The sequence below is a fragment of the Burkholderia sp. HI2761 genome, from assembly GCF_002223355.1.
Lineage (GTDB): Bacteria > Pseudomonadota > Gammaproteobacteria > Burkholderiales > Burkholderiaceae > Burkholderia.
In genome coordinates this window covers 1,605,640-1,620,631 of record NZ_NKFN01000004.1, presented here as the reverse complement: position 1 = coordinate 1,620,631, position 14,992 = coordinate 1,605,640, and the positions used below count along the sequence as shown (strand labels likewise).

16 protein-coding genes are annotated in these 14,992 nt (G+C 67.0%); 13 read left to right on the top strand and 3 right to left on the bottom strand.

Annotated features, from left to right (window positions below; all coding sequences use genetic code 11):
• Positions 1 to 261: 261 nt before the first annotated feature.
• The 11 genes from CFB46_RS14380 to CFB46_RS14330 all read left to right on the top strand — a co-directional run bounded on the left by CFB46_RS14380 (position 262) and on the right by CFB46_RS14330 (position 10,476).
• On the top strand, positions 262 to 1,497 hold the full coding sequence (locus tag CFB46_RS14380) for an MFS transporter (RefSeq protein ID WP_152777301.1): 1,236 nt from the start codon (positions 262 to 264) through the stop codon (positions 1,495 to 1,497).
• 280 nt (positions 1,498 to 1,777) lie between these two features.
• Complete coding sequence (locus CFB46_RS14375) at positions 1,778 to 2,179, top strand: DnaJ family domain-containing protein (protein WP_027784729.1); 402 nt, start codon at positions 1,778 to 1,780, stop codon at positions 2,177 to 2,179.
• Entirely contained in the window at positions 2,176 to 2,772 is a 597-nt protein-coding gene (gene tadA, locus CFB46_RS14370) for a tRNA adenosine(34) deaminase TadA (RefSeq protein WP_027784728.1), read from the top strand. The genes CFB46_RS14375 and tadA overlap by 4 nt, the downstream gene beginning before the upstream one ends.
• 100 nt (positions 2,773 to 2,872) lie before the next feature.
• Positions 2,873 to 3,811 (top strand): muramoyltetrapeptide carboxypeptidase, encoded by a 939-nt coding sequence (gene ldcA, locus CFB46_RS14365; RefSeq protein WP_027784727.1) that lies wholly within the window; start codon positions 2,873 to 2,875, stop codon positions 3,809 to 3,811.
• 320 nt (positions 3,812 to 4,131) lie between these two features.
• Entirely contained in the window at positions 4,132 to 4,836 is a 705-nt protein-coding gene (locus tag CFB46_RS14360) for a GntR family transcriptional regulator (protein WP_027784726.1), read from the top strand.
• A gap of 149 nt (positions 4,837 to 4,985) precedes the next feature.
• The gene (locus CFB46_RS14355; RefSeq protein ID WP_027784725.1) at positions 4,986 to 6,470 is read left to right on the top strand and encodes an NCS1 family nucleobase:cation symporter-1; all 1,485 of its coding nucleotides are present in this window, start codon (positions 4,986 to 4,988) and stop codon (positions 6,468 to 6,470) included.
• A gap of 10 nt (positions 6,471 to 6,480) precedes the next feature.
• Positions 6,481 to 7,272 (top strand): aspartate/glutamate racemase family protein, encoded by a 792-nt coding sequence (locus tag CFB46_RS14350; RefSeq protein WP_027784724.1) that lies wholly within the window; start codon positions 6,481 to 6,483, stop codon positions 7,270 to 7,272.
• Positions 7,273 to 7,419: 147 nt separating this feature from the next.
• Positions 7,420 to 8,373 carry an allantoinase PuuE gene (gene puuE, locus CFB46_RS14345; protein ID WP_027784723.1) on the top strand — a complete coding sequence of 318 codons (954 nt, stop codon included), beginning with the start codon at positions 7,420 to 7,422 and terminating at the stop codon, positions 8,371 to 8,373.
• The gene (gene uraD, locus CFB46_RS14340) at positions 8,370 to 8,891 is read left to right on the top strand and encodes a 2-oxo-4-hydroxy-4-carboxy-5-ureidoimidazoline decarboxylase (RefSeq protein ID WP_027784722.1); all 522 of its coding nucleotides are present in this window, start codon (positions 8,370 to 8,372) and stop codon (positions 8,889 to 8,891) included. The genes puuE and uraD overlap by 4 nt, the downstream gene beginning before the upstream one ends.
• Positions 8,892 to 8,953: 62 nt before the next feature.
• The gene (gene alc, locus CFB46_RS14335) at positions 8,954 to 9,967 is read left to right on the top strand and encodes an allantoicase (protein WP_027784721.1); all 1,014 of its coding nucleotides are present in this window, start codon (positions 8,954 to 8,956) and stop codon (positions 9,965 to 9,967) included.
• Positions 9,964 to 10,476, top strand: coding sequence for an ureidoglycolate lyase (locus CFB46_RS14330; RefSeq protein ID WP_027784720.1), 513 nt, complete (start codon positions 9,964 to 9,966; stop codon positions 10,474 to 10,476). Before alc ends, CFB46_RS14330 begins: the two co-directional genes overlap by 4 nt.
• 76 nt (positions 10,477 to 10,552) lie before the next feature.
• On the opposite strand, the gene CFB46_RS35265 is transcribed toward CFB46_RS14330, so the two are convergent.
• Complete coding sequence (locus tag CFB46_RS35265) at positions 10,553 to 10,717, bottom strand: hypothetical protein (protein WP_227789485.1); 165 nt, start codon at positions 10,715 to 10,717, stop codon at positions 10,553 to 10,555.
• A gap of 177 nt (positions 10,718 to 10,894) precedes the next feature.
• On the opposite strand from CFB46_RS35265, the gene CFB46_RS14325 reads away from it, so the two are divergent.
• Complete coding sequence (locus CFB46_RS14325) at positions 10,895 to 11,305, top strand: ACT domain-containing protein (RefSeq protein WP_027784718.1); 411 nt, start codon at positions 10,895 to 10,897, stop codon at positions 11,303 to 11,305.
• A 99-nt stretch (positions 11,306 to 11,404) separates the two neighbouring features.
• On the opposite strand, the gene CFB46_RS14320 is transcribed toward CFB46_RS14325, so the two are convergent.
• Positions 11,405 to 12,598 carry a urate hydroxylase PuuD gene (locus CFB46_RS14320; protein ID WP_027784717.1) on the bottom strand — a complete coding sequence of 398 codons (1,194 nt, stop codon included), beginning with the start codon at positions 12,596 to 12,598 and terminating at the stop codon, positions 11,405 to 11,407.
• A gap of 53 nt (positions 12,599 to 12,651) precedes the next feature.
• The gene (gene uraH / locus CFB46_RS14315; RefSeq protein WP_027784716.1) at positions 12,652 to 13,005 is read right to left on the bottom strand and encodes a hydroxyisourate hydrolase; all 354 of its coding nucleotides are present in this window, start codon (positions 13,003 to 13,005) and stop codon (positions 12,652 to 12,654) included.
• Positions 13,006 to 13,513: 508 nt separating this feature from the next.
• Between uraH and CFB46_RS14305 the strand changes: the two genes are divergently transcribed.
• Positions 13,514 to 14,926: an 8-oxoguanine deaminase gene (locus CFB46_RS14305; RefSeq protein ID WP_027784715.1), complete on the top strand. Its 1,413-nt coding sequence runs from the start codon at positions 13,514 to 13,516 to the stop codon at positions 14,924 to 14,926.
• Positions 14,927 to 14,992: the final 66 nt, after the last annotated feature.

Here is a 14,992-nt window from a genome sequence, read left to right as displayed (position 1 = left end):
CCAGTGCGTGCCCCAACCAACCATTTCTGCTTTCGAATTTCCCGTTTCGGAAAAGCGGCGCGGCAGCTGGCGGGCGCCCGGATGATTCGACCCTTGCGAGTCGCGCTGAATCGCCGACAATAAAAATTCCACGGCCCATGCGCCGCACATGTCGATTTCCCGCTGCGTCGCCCGTCGTATCGATATCGAGCGGGCAGCACGCCGCGCCATGCGGCTGGCGCCCGATTGCCGCGAATGGCGCAACGAACGAGGAGATGCCACATGACACGCCACATACCGGATTCCCGATACCGCTGGGTGATCGTCGCCGCGGGCGGCCTGATGGGCTGCGTCGCGATCGGCGCGATGTTTTCGTTACCGGTGTTCCTGCGGTCCATCGCGCGCGATACGGGCTGGTCGATGACCGGCATTTCCGGCGCGATGACGCTCGGCTTCATCGCGATGGCGTTTGCGAGCATGGCATGGGGCAGCCTGTCGGACCGCGTCGGCACGCGGCCGGTCGTCATCGCGGGCGCCGTGCTGCTGTCGGCGAGCCTGGCGCTGGCGAGCCGCGCGCCGTCGCTGCTCGTGTTTCAGCTGACCTTCGGCCTGGCCGTGGGCAGCGCGACGGCCGCGATATTCGCGCCGATGATGGCGTGCGTGACCGGCTGGTTCGACACGCACCGCAGCCTCGCGGTATCGCTCGTGTCGGCAGGCATGGGGATGGCGCCGATGACGATGGCGCCGCTGGCCGCATGGCTCGTGTCGGTGCGCGACTGGCGCACGTCGATGCTGCTGATCGCCGCGCTGGCGGCCGTCGTGATGATTCCGGTGTCGCTGCTGGTGCGTCGGGCGCCGGCGCTCGACGCGGCACCCGCGCGCACTGTGCCCACGCCTGCGTCCGCCGGCACGCCCGCCGCGATGTCGGTCGCCGATGCGCTGCGCTCGCCGCAGTTCAGGGTGCTGCTGCTGACCAATTTCTTCTGCTGCGCGACGCATTCGGGCCCGATCTTTCATACGGTCAGCTACGCGGTGACCTGCGGGATTCCGCTGATCGCCGCAGTGTCGATCTACAGCGTCGAAGGGCTCGCGGGCATGGGCGGCCGGATCGCGTTCGGGATCCTCGGCGACCGCCTCGGCGCGAAGCGCATGCTGGTGGCGGGGCTGCTCGCGCAGGCGCTCGGCGCGCTCGGCTATTACTTCGTGCGCACGCTCGACGGCTTCTACGCGGTCGCGACGCTGTTCGGCTTCATCTATGCGGGCGTGATGCCGCTGTATTCGGTGCTCGCGCGCGAGAATTTCCCGCTGCGGATGATGGGCACCGTGATCGGCGGCTGCGCGATGGCCGGCAGCCTCGGGATGGCCACGGGCCCGGTCGCGGGCGGCCTGATCGTCGACACGCTCGGCAGCTACGGCTGGCTGTACCTCGGATCGTTCGCGATCGGGATCGGCGCGTTCCTGATCGCGACGATGTTCCGCCCGTTCGCGAAAGCGCGGCCGGAAACGGCGGCAGCGTAATCGGGCAGCGCAGGCGGGGGCGGCTGGCGTTTTCGTCGAGTCGGCAGCGGCCAGTGGGAACGTCGTGGATAAAAAATGGGTGCGGATATTGCCTCCGTCTGAAAGCGTCCGGACGGCGCTCAGCCTGCTGCGGCGCAGCAGAGCGGCAAGTGGTGGCGATCGGCGCGCATGCGCTGCGATTCGGCCCCTAAAAATGCAATATCGAGCATATATTCGAAGAGCCTGTCATACCGGCGTCACCCTGCTAGAATTCGGCCTGCCGCATTGTTCCCATTGACTGATGAGATTGCTTGACGCCCTGGTCGAACAACGTATTGCCGCCGCCGCCGCGCGGGGCGAGTTCGACGATTTGCCGGGTACCGGCGCGCCGCAGGCGCTGGATGACGACCTGCTCGTGCCCGAGGAGGTGCGGGTGGCCAACCGTATCCTGAAGAACGCGGGCTTCGTGCCGCCGGCCGTCGAGCAACTGCGCGCGCTGCGCAACCTGCACGACGAAGTGCAGGCAGTCAGCGACCGTGCCGCGCGCTGCCGGCTGCAGGCGAAGATCCTCGCGCTCGACATGGCGCTCGAATCGCTGCGCGGCGGCCCGATGGTGATGCCGCGCGACTACTGTCGGCGCATCGCGGAACGCCTGTGCGAGCGCGGGCTCGACGACGCGCCCGCCGAAGCGGGGACGATGTGACGTCGGACGCGCTGCACGACGCAGCCTGCTCGGCAGCCGCCGCGGCCGCTGACCCCGCCGCCGATTCTCCCGTTCACGAAACCGCGCCCGTATCGGCGCGCGACCTGCATTTCATGCGTCTTGCCCAAGCCGCCGCCGAAGAGGCGCGCGCGGCCGGCGAAGTGCCGGTCGGCGCGGTGCTCGTGCGCGGCGACGAAGTGATCGCACGCGGCTTCAACCATCCGATCGGCGGGCACGACCCGTCCGCGCATGCCGAAATGGCCGCGCTGCGCATGGCCGCCCGGCAACTGCAGAATTACCGGATGCCCGGCTGCGAGTTGTACGTGACGCTCGAGCCGTGCCTGATGTGCGCAGGCGCGATCATGCATGCGCGCATTGCGCGGGTCGTCTATGGCGCCGCCGATCCGAAGACGGGCGCGTGCGGCAGCGTGATCGACGCATTCGCGAATCCGCAGCTCAACCACCACACCGAAGTGACCGGCGGCGTGCTCGCCGACGAGTGCGGCGCCGCGCTGAAGTCGTTTTTCGCCGAGCGCCGTCGCGCGCTGCGCGAAGCGCGGCTCGCCCGCGACGCCGAATCCGGCGCGTCATAGGCGTCCGCCGCGCCCGTCATGGCGCGTATGCATGGTTTTTCGTGAACCGGGCACGGTTCGGACCCTCTAAGCAGGTTTGACGACCCCGACACCTTTCGCCATGTCCTTCCAGCCCGCCGCGTCCTACACCATCCGTCTGCTGGCGCCGTCCGGCTATCCGCACGACCCCGAGGCGATCAATCGCGCGCTCGAGCGCCTCAGCACCGCGCAGCAGCGCATCGAGAACATCGAGGCGACGCAGCGGCGCTTCCAGCGTTTCGGCGGCACCGACGGCGAGCGGGCGGGCGATCTGAACCGCCTCGCCGATCCCGAGCGGCCGCTGCCGGACATCGCGCTCGCGGTGCGCGGCGGCTACGGCGCCGCGCGCATCCTGCACGGGCTCGACTATCGCGGGCTCGAACGCCGGTTGCGCGATCAGCCGGTCGCGCTCGTCGGTCACAGCGACTTCACGGCGATCCAGCTGGCGCTGTACGCGAAGGCGCGCATCAAGACGTTCGGCGGCCCGATGCTGTCGGCGGATTTCGGCGCGGAAACGCCGAGCGACTTCACGATGCAACATTTCTGGCAGACGCTGACGCAGCCGAGCACGACGATCGTCGCCGACGCACCGCAGGTGCAGACGGTGAACGTGACGGGCACGCTGTGGGGCGGCAACCTGGCGATCCTCACGTCGCTGATCGGCACGCCGTACATGCCCGACATCGAGGGCGGCATCCTGTTCATCGAAGACGTCAACGAGCAGCCGTTCCGGATCGAACGGATGATCTATCAATTGCATCTGTCGGGGCTGCTCGCACGCCAGCAGGCGCTCGTGCTCGGCCAGTTCACCGGAGCGCGGCCGTTCGAGTACGACAACGGCTACGACATGCAGGCGATGATCGATCAAGTGCGCGCGGTGGTCGGGATTCCGGTCGTCACGGGGCTCCAGTTCGGCCATGTGCCCGACCTGCTGACGCTGCCGTTCGGCGCCCAGGCGCAACTGGTCGCGAATGCGCACGGGTTCCGGCTCACGCTGTCGGACTATCCGCACCTCAGCTGAGGGCGGGACGATCGATCGAAAGGGCGGGGTCGGTTCATCGTTTCCCGCCTTTTTCTTTATGTAAATGCGCAACTAACGGTCCATATTTTTCATCGACGTCTGCCCGATCTTCATCCGGTTGTGCACCATTTTTGTCAACAAAATGACCGGACGGGTATACGACGAGAAGCGCCTCCATATTGCCTGTTCGGCTTGCTGCGCATGAATTCTGTGCGCGGCGCACCGAATGGAGACATGCCGCCGCGCGCCAATTGTGCGAAATCCTGCAAAAGAATTGTTGACAATCTTTATGTCCGTCCTAGGATGAGGATCATCACACGATGCAGATCATGAACGAGCCCGATTCCCATCCGTCCGGTGCAGCCGGTCCCGAAGCGATCGCCGAGCGCATCCGTACCGCGATCCTCGAGCATCGGCTCGCGCCCGGCGCGAAGCTGACGGAGGCGCAGCTCTGCGACGTGTTCGGCGTGAAGCGCGGGACGATCCGCCAGGCGCTCGCGCAGCTCGCGACCGACAAGCTGGTCGACCTCGAGCCGAACCGCGGCGCGTTCGTCGCGAGCCCGACGCTGCAGGACGTGCATGAAGTGTTCGAGATGCGCCGGATCATCGAGCTTGCCGTGGTCGAGCGGCTCGCGACCGGCCCCGGCGCCAGGCGGCTGAAGGGCGTCGCGGCGCTGATCGACAAGGAGCGCAAGGCGTTCGAGCGGCACGATTTCGCGGCGTGGATCCGGCTGTCGGGCGAATTCCATACGGCGCTCGCGACGCTGATGGGCAATGCGACGCTCAGCGAGTGCCTCGAAGGGCTCGTCGCACGTTCGACGCTGATGTCGGCGCTGTACGAATCGCACGGGCGCAGCCCGTGCTCGTGCGACGACCACGACGAGATCCTCGCCGCACTGGAGGCGGGCGATCCGAAGCGGGCGGTGACGCTGATGGCGCGCCACCTGCAGCATGTCGAACTGAAGATGCTGGACCGGCCCGCGCAAGGGCAGGTCGATTTGCGCGAAGTGTTCGGCGGCGCCTGAACGGCGACGCGAACCCGGCCGCGCGCCACACGACGAGAGCAATGCAGGCCTGCGGTGTTTGCCGCGGGCCGCTGGTCCGACTCCGGGCGACGATCCGGAGCGATATCGATGACGGTGGAGCGGCCACCCGGCCGCGTCAAGGAGAAGTCATGGCTCAGTTCAGTGTGGCGCACGACAGCGCCTATCCGGCGGAAGAAGGCGGCGAGGGCGGCGACCCGGCACTGCCGGATGGTTACAGCGAACGTCTGTACAACGAAGATTTGGCACCCCTTAAAAATCAGACATGGGGTGCGTACAACATCTTCGCGTTCTGGATGTCGGACGTGCACAGCGTCGGCGGCTACGTGTTCGCGGGCAGCCTGTTCGCACTCGGGCTGACGAGCTGGCAGGTGCTGATCGCGCTGATCGTCGGCATCGGCCTCGTGAACGGGCTGTGCAACCTGATCGCGCGACCGAGCCAGCAGATCGGCGTGCCGTATCCGGTCGCGTGCCGCGCGACCTTCGGCGTGCTCGGCGCGAACGTGCCGGCCGTGATCCGCGGGCTGATCGCGATCGCCTGGTACGGCATCCAGACTTATCTCGCGTCGAGCGCGCTCGTGATCGTCGTGCTGAAATTCTTCCCGCAATGGCTGCCGTATGCGGACGTCCATCGCTACGGCTTCCTCGGGCTGTCGGCGGTCGGCTGGGCCGGCTTCATGCTGCTGTGGGTGCTCCAGGCGTTCGTGTTCTGGAACGGGATGGAGACGATCAAGAAGTTCATCGACTTCGCGGGCCCGGCCGTCTATGTCGTGATGTTCATCCTGGCGGGCTACATGGTGTGGCGCGCGGGCTGGCGCAACATCGGCATCAACCTCGGCGGCGTCAAGTATCACGGCGCGGAAGTGATCCCTGTGATGATCACCGCCGTGTCGCTCGTCGTGTCGTACTTCTCCGGGCCGATGCTCAACTTCGGCGATTTCTCGCGCTACTGCCGCTCGTTCGGCGAGGTGAAGCGCGGCAATTTCTGGGGGCTGCCCGTCAACTTCCTCGCGTTCTCGCTCGTCACGGTGATTACCACCGCCGCGACGCTGCCGGTGTTCGGCGAACTGATCACCGACCCGGTCGAGACGGTCGGCCGCATCGACCATCCGACCGCGGTGATCCTCGGCGCACTGACGTTCACGATCGCGACGATCGGCATCAACATCGTCGCGAACTTCGTGTCGCCCGCGTTCGATTTCTCGAACGTCGCGCCGCGCCTGATCAGTTGGCGCGCGGGCGGGATGCTCGCGGCCGTCGCGTCGATCTTCATCACGCCGTGGAACCTGTTCAACAATCCGGCCGTGATCCATTACACGCTCGACGTGCTCGGCGCGTTCATCGGTCCGCTGTACGGCGTGCTGATCGCGGACTTCTACCTCGTCAAGCGCGGCCGCCTCGTGCGCGACGACCTGTACACGATGTCGGAAAGCGGCACCTACTGGTACACGGGCGGCGTGAACCGCCGCGCGCTCGCCGCGCTGTTGCCGGCCGCGGTGATCGCGGTCGTCTGCGTGATGGTGCCGGGCTGGCAGGGCGTCGCGAATTTCTCGTGGTTCATCGGCGCGGGGCTCGGCTTCGTGTTCTACCGGCTGCTCGTGAGCGCGAAGGCGTAAGGAGCGTGCAATGAAGATCCGACTGATCAATCCGAATACGACGCAGCGGATGACCGACGCGATGGGCCGGTGCGCGCGCGAGGTCGCGGCGGCCGGCACGGAGATCGTGGCCGTGAGCCCGCCGATGGGGCCGCCGTCGATCGAAGGGTATTACGACGAGGCGCTCGCGACGCCGGGGCTGCTCGCCGAGATCGCACTGGGCGAGCGCGACGGCTGCGACGCGTACGTGATCGCATGTTTCGGCGATCCGGGCCTGTATGCGGCGCGCGAGCTCGCGCGCGGGCCGGTGATCGGCATCGCCGAGGCCGCGATGCATGCGGCGAGCGTGCTCGCGCCGGGCTTCTCGGTCGTCACGACGCTCGCGCGCACTTGCGGGATGGCATGGCACCTCGCGGAGCGGTACGGGATGAAGCGGTTCTGCCGCAACGTGCGTGCGACCGACGTCGCGGTGCTCGAACTCGACCGGCCCGGTTCGGCCGCGCGCCGGATCATCGTCGACGAATGCCGGCGCGCGCTCGACGAGGACGGCGCCGACGCGATCGTGCTCGGCTGCGCGGGGATGGCCGAATTCGCGCACGAGATCGAGCAGCAGATCGGCGCGCCGGTGGTCGAGGGCGTCACGGCGGCCGTCAAGTGGGCCGAGGCGCTCGTCGCGCTGCGCCTCGCGACCGCGAAGCGCGGCGACTACGCGCGGCCGCTGCCGAAGCGCTACGACGGCGCGTTCGCCCGCTTCAGCCCGCCGGACGGGGATGCGGCGGATTCGGCCCCCGATTTGCCGCAACCGCACATACACACCGTCTGACACGCACTATCTGCGCCGCTGTATGGGCGCGTATGAACCTTTTCGCTACACTGGGCCGTCATCGCATCGGCTTGCGCGGCCAGCCTCCGGCACCGCGCGGTCGGTGCGAACCCGTTGTTTCAGCCCGCTTTCGTTGCATTTCGAACCATGTCACTCGATCCCAACTATCCTCGCGACCTGATCGGCTACGGCCGCCATCCCGTTCAGGCGAACTGGCCGGGGCGCGCCCGTGTCGCCGTGCAATTCGTGCTGAATTACGAGGAGGGCGGCGAGAACTGCGTGCTGCACGGCGATCCGGGCTCCGAGCAGTTCCTGTCCGAAATCGTCGGCGCGGCCGCGTATCCGGACCGCCACATGAGCATGGAGTCGATTTACGAATACGGGTCGCGCGCCGGCGTGTGGCGCATCCTGCGCGAATTCGAGAAGCGCGGGATGCCGCTGACGGTATTCGGCGTCGGCATGGCGATCGAGCGCCATCCGGAGCTTGCCCGTGCATTCGTCGAGCTCGGCCACGAAATCGCGTGCCACGGCTGGCGCTGGATTCACTACCAGAGCATGACGCCGGAACTCGAAGCCGAGCACATGCGCCTCGGGATGGAAGCGATCGAGCGCGTGACGGGCGAGCGTCCGCTCGGCTGGTATACCGGCCGCGACAGCCCCAACACGCACCGCCTGGTCGCCGAATACGGCGGCTTCCTGTACGACTCCGACAACTACGGCGACGACCTGCCGTTCTGGATGGACGTGGAGGTGTCGGGCGGCCGCACGTCGCCGCAACTGATCGTGCCGTACACGCTGGACACGAACGACATGCGTTTCGCGACGCCGCAGGGCTTCAACACCGGCGATCACTTCTTCGACTACCTGCGCGACGCATTCGACGTGCTGTACGCGGAGGGCGACGAGGCGCCGAAGATGCTGTCGATCGGCATGCACTGCCGGCTGCTCGGCCGGCCGGGCCGGTTCCGCGGGCTGCAGCGGTTCCTCGATCACATCGAGAAGCACGATCGCGTATGGGTGACGCGCCGTGTCGATATCGCGCGTCACTGGCGTGAACATCATCCGTATCAGCCCAATCATCGAAACGAAGGGAAAGCATGAAGGCGATGCGCTATACGTTGGAACAACTGAACACGATGGCGCCGAGCGCATTTGTCGCGGCGCTGTCGGGGATTTTCGAACATTCGCCGTGGGTGGCCGAAGTCGCCGCGGGCGAGCGGCCGTTCGCGAGCATCGACGCGCTGCACAAGACGATGTCGGATGCGGTGGAAACCGGCGGCGAAGCGCGCCAGCTCGCCCTGATCAACGCCCACCCGGAGCTGGCCGGCAAGGCCGCCGTGCGCGGCGAACTGACGGCCGAGTCGACCCGCGAGCAAAGCGGCGCGGGCCTCGACCAGTGCACGCAGGAAGAATTCGACAAGCTGCTGACGCTGAACCGCACGTATCGCGAGAAGTTCGGCTTCCCGTTCATCCTCGCGGTGCGCGGCTATGACCGCCACGGCATCATCGCGAACTTCGAGTCGCGCGTGAATCATTCGCGCGCCGAGGAGCTGCGCGCGAGCCTCGACCAGATCTACCGGATCGCGCGCTTTCGCCTCGACGACCTGATCGACGCCTGACACCGCAATACGGCCTGCTGCGTCGCAGCGGCCCGATCGCCTCACTGAAACAAGGAAACATCATGGCTGTTCCGCTTCTCGATCCGAACGCACCCGATTTCACGCGGCGCTACGTGAATCTTGCCGACCCGCGTCTCGGTGCGCAGGCGCTCGAGGCCAGCGACGATTTCTTCGCGCCGAAGGACCGGATGCTGAACCCCGAGCCGGCCGTCTTCATCCCCGGCAAGTACGACGACCACGGCAAGTGGATGGACGGCTGGGAGACGCGCCGCAAGCGCACGACCGGCTACGACTGGTGCATCGTCAAGCTCGCGCGCCCCGGCGTGATCAAGGGCTTCGACATCGACACGAGCCACTTCACCGGCAACTTCCCGCCGGCCGCGTCGATCGAGGCCGCGTTCGTGGCCGACGGCGCGCCGACGCAGGCGACCGAGTGGGTCGAGATCGTCGCGTCGACCACGCTGCAAGGCAACAGTCATCACTACGTCGAAGCGAGCGACGCGCGGGCGTTTACGCACCTGCGCGTGAACATCTACCCGGATGGCGGCATCGCGCGCCTGCGCGTGTACGGCCAGCCGCAGCTCGACTGGGCAGGCGCGAGCGCGACCGAGCAGTTCGACCTCGCGGCGATGGAAAACGGCGGTTACGTGGTGGCGGCGAACAACCAGCACTTCGGCGTCGCGTCGAACCTGCTGCTGCCGGGCCGCGGCGTGAACATGGGCGACGGCTGGGAAACCCGCCGCCGCCGCGAGCCGGGCAACGACTGGGCGATCATCGCGCTCGCACAGCCGGGCGTGATCCGCAAGATCGAAGTCGATACCGCGTTCTTCAAGGGCAACTACCCGGATCGCTGCTCGATCCAGGCCGCCTACGTGTCGGGCGGCACCGACAGCTCGTTGATCACGCAGTCGATGTTCTGGCCGGTGCTGCTCGGCGAACAGAAGCTGCAGATGGACAAGCAGCACTACTTCGAACACGACATCGCGTCGCTCGGCCCCGTCACGCACGTGCGACTGAACATCATTCCTGACGGCGGCGTGTCGCGCCTGCGTCTGTGGGGGACGCTCGACAAATGAAGACGCTTGCCATCGAACCGCTGACCAAGGAAGCGTTTGCGCCGTTCGGCGACGTGATCGAAACGGAAGGGGCGAAGCAGATTCCGATCAACCTCGGCACGACGATCCGCTTTCACGATCTCGCGAAAGTCGACGTGACCGATGAAGGCGGTCGCACGCTCGTCAACCTGTTCCGCGGCCAGCCGCGTACGCTGCCGTTCGAGGTGAAGATGCTGGAGCGGCATCCGCTCGGCAGCCAGGCGTTCGTGCCGCTGAACGACCAGCCGTATCTCGTCGTCGTCGCGCCCGCGGGCGATCTCGATCCGGCGAAGATCCGCGCGTTCGTGACGAGCGGCTGGCAGGGCGTCAACTATGCGAAAGGCGTGTGGCATCACCCGCTGATCGCGCTCGGCGGCGTCAGCGACTTCATCGTCGTCGATCGTGGCGGCGACGGGCTGAACCTGAACGAGCAGGATCTGCAGGAATCGCTGTGGCTGACCGACGACGCGCTGCATGCGCTGACGGCCTGAGTCGGGCCGTCCGTCCGTCCGTCGAAACCCGCGCAATCCGCGCGGGTTTTTTTATGTGCGCTGGCCGGCTCGCGAATCAGGTCGACGCGGTCTTGCCGGTATCGCGCGAACCACGGCTGCCGCGCCGCCGGTTCGCGACCGGCGCATGCCGCGCCATCAACTCGGCGACCCAGTCGACGCACACGCGCAGCTTCGCTGCCGTCGGCGTGACCTGGCTGTGCGGCTTCCAGTTCGAGATCAAGGCGATTGCCCGGCTGCCGGCATCCGTCGACGAAGTGAGGTGACCCGAAGCGTACCCGCGTTCCGACGCTGGCTTGCGGACGAAATCGCGGCGGGGCGTGCATGGCGCCGTTCCTCGCGCGTGCTATGGTGCGTGCACCTTCACCGCACGACGTCCGGTTCCGGACGTGTTCCTTCGATGAGCCAACCTGAAAACGACCTCGCGATCCTGCTGCGCACGATGCAACCCGAACTGCATCCGGGTGCGTTCGCGTTCGTGTCACTGCCCAAAGAGGGAGACGTGTCGTTGTCCGACACGATTGCGACCTTCCGCGAAGCGGAAGGGCTGACGGTCGTGGTCGGCGAGGAGACGGCCGTGCGTCGCGGCTGGCCCGTGCTGTTCCGCGCCGCGTGGATCACGCTGACCGTGCATTCCGATCTTGCCGCCGTCGGGCTCACCGCGGCATTCGCGCGAGCGCTCGGCGCGGCCGGCATCAGTTGCAACGTGATGGCCGCCGCGTATCACGATCACATCTTCGTGCCGTTCGACGACGGCCCGCGCGCGCTCGATGCGCTCGTCGCACTACAGCGCGACGCGATGCACGGCTGACGCGAGAAGGGTATTGCGCGCAGGCAAAAAAACGGGCCCGTCACCGGGCCCGCGAACGGAGAGGATGGCGCCGGCGAACGACTTCCGGCGCGCGGCGGCTTACTTGACCGCGCCGCCCTCGAACCAGGCCGCGAGCTTCATCCGCTCGTCGTCGGTCATGTGCGTGACGTTGCCGATCGGCATCGCCTTCAGGCGCACGGCCTGATCGTAGATACGTTGCGCGTTCTTCGACACTTCATCCGGCGTGTCGAACATCACGCCCGCGGGCGCGCTGCCCATCAGCGTCGGCTTGGCCGAGTGGCACTCGACGCAGCGCTGCTGCAGGACCGGCATGATGTCGTTGATCACGATCTTCGGTGCGTTGGCCGCTTGCGCTTCCGGGGCGACCGGCTTGGGCATCGTCCACACCAGCGCGCCCGACAGCAGCGCGACGCCGCCGATCGGCAGATACCACAGCTGCTTGCCGCGGTGACGCATCACGAAGAACTGGCGAATCAGCGCACCGGCCAGCATGATCAGCACGAGCACGACCCAGTTGAACTTGTTCGTGTACGTCATCGCATAGTGGTTCGACAGCATCGCGAACACGACCGGCAGCGTGAAGTACGTGTTGTGCACCGAACGCTGCTTGCCGCGCTTGCCGTAGATCGGGTTCGGTTCCTCGCCCTTGAGCATCTTGTCGACCATCTTGCGCTGGCCGGGGATGATCACGAAGAACACGTTTGCCGACATGATCGTCGCGAGCATCGCGCCGACGATCAGGTAGGCGGCACGGCCCGAGAAGATGTGGCACGCGAGGTATGCCGCGATCACGACGTAGAGGCCCACGCAGATGCCGAGCACGCGATCGTTGGTGCCGAGGATGCGGCACAGCGAGTCGTAGACGATCCAGCCGGCGGCGAGGAAGCCGAGTGCGGAGGCGACGGCGACCACCGGCCCCATGTCGAGCACGTTCTTGTCGATCAGGTACGTGTTCGGTGCGAGCAGGTACAGCACGAAGAACAGCGTGAAGCCCGACAGCCAGGTCGTGTACGACGGCCACTTCGACCAGTGCAGGTCGTCGGGCATTTCCGGCGGGGCGACCGTGTACTTCTGCATGTTGTAGAAACCGCCGCCGTGGACGTGCCACAGCTCGCCGAACACACCGCGCTTGCGCTGGTTCGGGTCGGTCGGCGGTTTCAGGCTGTTGTCGAGCGCGACGAAATAGAACGACTCGCCGATCCACGCAATGGCGACGATGACGTGCAGCCATCGCAGCGCGAGGTTCAGCCAGTCGGTGATGAAGCCTTCCATGAAACTCCTCCAGACTCAGATCGTTTGTCTTGATGCAGGCGCCGATACGTGTGTCAGCTGCCGCGATAGGTGCTGTACGACCACGGCGACACGAGCAGCGGCACGTGGTAGTGCGAGCCGGTGTCGGCGATGCCGAAGCGCAGGACGACGCGGTCGACGAAGCGGGGTTCGGGCACCTTCACGCCGAGCGCCGCGAAGTAGTCGCCGGCATGGAACACGAGTTCGTATTCGCCGGCGGCGAGCGCGGCGCCTTCGAGCAGCGGTTCGTCGCAGCGGCCGTCGCTATTGGTCAGCACGGTCTTGATCGCGCGGCGCGAATCGCCGTCCAGCGCGTAGAGGTCCACCTTGATGGCAGCGCCGGGGCGGCCGTGCGCCGTATCGAGTACGTGGGTAGTGAGCTTTCCCATTCGTTGTTCCCTGTGTGAATGCGAGGTTCGGCGGCGACTCGATCCATTGACTGTGCGGCGGATCGAGGCTCCACGTCACGTGGCTACATACCCGTCGGCGAGATTGAAGCGAGCGCCGTGCAGGCATTGTAAAAAGGTTCCCCACGCAAATACGGGCGCGATATCAAAGATAATGCGCCGCGCATGAGCGGCTGTCGACGGCACGCCGGATACGGCTTCGAGCGAGGGTTCCGGCCGCCCGGCGGGGCGTCGCGCGGCGTACCATATCGAATCCCTGAAGGGCGGTATTCCGGATCGCGCATTGTGCGCGGCGCGCGCTTGGGCGATCCTCCCGCCGTGCGCATCGGCCCGTGGCCGGCGCGTACCCCGAAGACGGCGAGCACGCCGGGTAACCGGGCCAGGGCGTTCGAACGGACGCAGGCACCGGGGCGTGCCGCGATTCAGCGTTCGAACGGCTGTGTGACCGCTTCCAGGACAGCCCCTGGAGGCTGACCGACGCGGAGAACGCATGAATCTCGAGCAGCACGCTGGCGCACGCGCGCCGAACTCCTCTTCATCCCGCCCGACGACCCTGCTGGTCAAGCACGCCGACGTGCTCGTGACCATGGACGACACGCGCCGCGAGCTGCGCGACGCGGGGCTCTACATCGAAGACAACCGGATCGTCGCGGTCGGCCCGAGCGCCGAGCTGCCCGACACGGCCGACGAAGTGCTCGACCTGCGCGGCCACCTCGTGATCCCGGGGCTCGTGAACACGCACCACCACATGTATCAGAGCCTCACGCGCGCGGTGCCGGCCGCGCAGAACGCCGAGCTGTTCGGCTGGCTCACGAACCTGTACCGGATCTGGGCGCATCTCACGCCCGAGATGATCGAGGTGTCGACGCTCACCGCGATGGCCGAGCTGCTGCAGTCGGGCTGCACGACGTCGAGCGACCATCTGTACATCTACCCGAACGGCAGCCGGCTCGACGACAGCATCGGCGCCGCGCAGCGGATCGGCATGCGCTTTCACGCGAGCCGCGGCGCGATGAGTGTCGGCCAGCGCGACGGCGGGCTGCCGCCCGATTCGGTCGTCGAGCGCGAACCCGACATCCTGCGCGACACGCAGCGCCTGATCGAGACCTATCACGACGAAGGCCGCTACGCGATGCTGCGCATGGTGGTCGCGCCGTGCTCGCCGTTCTCGGTGAGCCGCGAGCTGATGCGCGACGCGGCCGTGCTCGCGCGCGAGTACGGCGTGTCGCTGCACACGCACCTTGCGGAGAACGTCAACGATATCGCGTACAGCCGCGAGAAGTTCGGGATGACGCCCGCCGAATACGCGGAAGATCTCGGCTGGGTCGGCCACGACGTGTGGCATGCGCACTGCGTGCAGCTCGACGATGCGGGCATCGGTCTGTTCGCGCGTACCGGCACGGGTGTCGCGCACTGCCCCTGTTCGAACATGCGGTTGGCGTCCGGTATCGCGCCGGTGAAGAAGATGCGGCTCGCGGGCGTGCCGGTTGGCCTCGGCGTCGACGGCTCCGCGTCGAACGACGGCGCGCAGATGGTGGCGGAAGTGCGCCAGGCGCTGCTGCTGCAGCGGGTCGGCTTCGGGCCCGACGCGATGACCGCGCGCGAAGCGCTCGAAATCGCGACGCTCGGCGGCGCGAAGGTGCTGAACCGCGACGACATCGGTGCGCTGAAACCCGGCATGGCCGCGGACTTCGCCGCGTTCGACCTGCGTCAGCCGCTGTTCGCGGGCGCGCTGCACGATCCGGTCGCGGCGCTCGTGTTCTGCGCGCCGTCGCAGACGGCGTACACGGTGGTGAACGGCAAGGTGGTGGTGCGGGAAGGGCGGCTCGCGACGCTCGATCTGCCGCCCGTGATCGAGCGTCACAACGCGCTGGCGCACGCACTCGTCGACGCATCGCGCTGAAGCCATGTTGAAGCCGTGCGGCCGCCGCGTTGGCGGGCGTGCCGCCGGCCATCGCCGCACCGCGCC

What these genes read in the sequence shown, in the direction of transcription:
- CFB46_RS14360 (WP_027784726.1), top strand. Translation starts at nt 4,132, where the DNA reads ATGCAGATCATGAACGAGCCCGATTCCCATCCGTCCGGTGCAGCCGGT.
- uraH (WP_027784716.1), bottom strand. Translation starts at nt 13,005, where the DNA reads ATGGGAAAGCTCACTACCCACGTACTCGATACGGCGCACGGCCGCCCC.
- CFB46_RS14305 (WP_027784715.1), top strand. Translation starts at nt 13,514, where the DNA reads ATGAATCTCGAGCAGCACGCTGGCGCACGCGCGCCGAACTCCTCTTCA.
- CFB46_RS14330 (WP_027784720.1), top strand. Translation starts at nt 9,964, where the DNA reads ATGAAGACGCTTGCCATCGAACCGCTGACCAAGGAAGCGTTTGCGCCG.
- CFB46_RS14355 (WP_027784725.1), top strand. Translation starts at nt 4,986, where the DNA reads ATGGCTCAGTTCAGTGTGGCGCACGACAGCGCCTATCCGGCGGAAGAA.
- uraD (WP_027784722.1), top strand. Translation starts at nt 8,370, where the DNA reads ATGAAGGCGATGCGCTATACGTTGGAACAACTGAACACGATGGCGCCG.
- ldcA (WP_027784727.1), top strand. Translation starts at nt 2,873, where the DNA reads ATGTCCTTCCAGCCCGCCGCGTCCTACACCATCCGTCTGCTGGCGCCG.
- CFB46_RS14350 (WP_027784724.1), top strand. Translation starts at nt 6,481, where the DNA reads ATGAAGATCCGACTGATCAATCCGAATACGACGCAGCGGATGACCGAC.
- CFB46_RS14380 (WP_152777301.1), top strand. Translation starts at nt 262, where the DNA reads ATGACACGCCACATACCGGATTCCCGATACCGCTGGGTGATCGTCGCC.
- alc (WP_027784721.1), top strand. Translation starts at nt 8,954, where the DNA reads ATGGCTGTTCCGCTTCTCGATCCGAACGCACCCGATTTCACGCGGCGC.
- CFB46_RS14325 (WP_027784718.1), top strand. Translation starts at nt 10,895, where the DNA reads ATGAGCCAACCTGAAAACGACCTCGCGATCCTGCTGCGCACGATGCAA.
- CFB46_RS14320 (WP_027784717.1), bottom strand. Translation starts at nt 12,598, where the DNA reads ATGGAAGGCTTCATCACCGACTGGCTGAACCTCGCGCTGCGATGGCTG.
- puuE (WP_027784723.1), top strand. Translation starts at nt 7,420, where the DNA reads ATGTCACTCGATCCCAACTATCCTCGCGACCTGATCGGCTACGGCCGC.
- CFB46_RS14375 (WP_027784729.1), top strand. Translation starts at nt 1,778, where the DNA reads ATGAGATTGCTTGACGCCCTGGTCGAACAACGTATTGCCGCCGCCGCC.